The organism is Vibrio sp. 1874, from assembly GCF_033344395.1.
GTDB lineage: Bacteria > Pseudomonadota > Gammaproteobacteria > Enterobacterales > Vibrionaceae > Vibrio > Vibrio alginolyticus.
Genome location: NZ_JAWPOR010000110.1, coordinates 1 through 1,247 on the forward strand (window position 1 = coordinate 1; position 1,247 = coordinate 1,247).

A 1,247-nucleotide genomic window follows, 5' to 3' on the forward strand; every position below is an offset into this window, starting at 1 on the left:
AGGTCGAAATACACCTTACCCGAACAGAACACGACGCGTTTCACTTTGCTTGGCTCCAAGTTATCCACTTCAGGGATCGCTGCTTGGAACGTACCTTCTGCAAGGTCTTCTAGAGTCGAAGTACAAAGAGGATGACGAAGCAATGATTTAGGAGACATTACAATCAATGGTCGACGCATTGGGCGTACTACTTGACGACGAATCATGTGGTACACCTGAGCTGGCGTTGATGGTACAACGACCTGCATGTTTTGCTCAGCACACAATTGAAGGTAACGCTCTAGACGAGCAGATGAGTGCTCCGGACCTTGGCCTTCGTAACCATGAGGCAGAAGCATCGTCAGGCCGCACAAACGTCCCCACTTTTGCTCACCAGACGAAATGAATTGGTCAATAACCACTTGTGCGCCGTTAGCGAAGTCACCAAACTGCGCTTCCCAAATGGTCAAACCGCCAGGTTCAGCTGTTGCATAACCGTACTCAAATGCAAGAACAGCTTCTTCCGACAACACAGAGTCAAAAACTTGGAAAGGCCCCTGCTTGTCATGGATATTCGCTAGCGGGATGTAAGTGCTTGCATCTGATTGGTTGTGAAGAACTGAGTGACGATGGAAGAAAGTACCACGACCTGAGTCCTGACCAGAAATACGGATACGCTTACCATCGTCTACCAATGTCGCGTAAGCCAATGTTTCAGCCATACCCCAGTCAATAGCCTTCTCACCTGTCATCATTGCTAAGCGATCGTTGTACAGCTTGTTTACTCGGCTTTGCAGCTTGTGGCTTTCCGGGTACTGACATAAACGATTACCTAACTCGACAAGGCGTTGCTTATCGTAGGTCGACTCCCATTGCATATCCCACTCGTGTCCCAAGTAAGGAGACCAGTCTACAGAATGCAATGCCATCGGACGCCACTCTTTCACCACGACTTCACCGCGGTCAAGTGCATCACGATACTCGTTCACCAACTGCGTTGCAGTTTCAATATCCGACTCATTCTTATCAATCAGAACATCGGCGTACAGTTTACGAGGAGTTGGGTGCTTTTTGATTTTTTGGTACATCAACGGCTGAGTCGCGTTCGGTTCATCCGCTTCGTTGTGACCATGACGACGGTAACAAACCAAATCAATCACGACATCACGTTTGAACTCGTTGCGGTAATCCAATGCAATGCGAGTAACAAAAGCAACAGCTTCTGGATCATCGGCGTTAACGTGGAAAATCGGCGCCTGAACCATCTT

1 protein-coding gene is annotated in these 1,247 nt (G+C 48.4%); it reads right to left on the minus strand.

Annotated features, from left to right (window positions below):
• A partial coding sequence (locus tag R8N46_RS24905; protein WP_318189734.1) for a thiamine pyrophosphate-dependent enzyme occupies positions 1–1,247 on the minus strand: 1,247 nt, incomplete at both ends.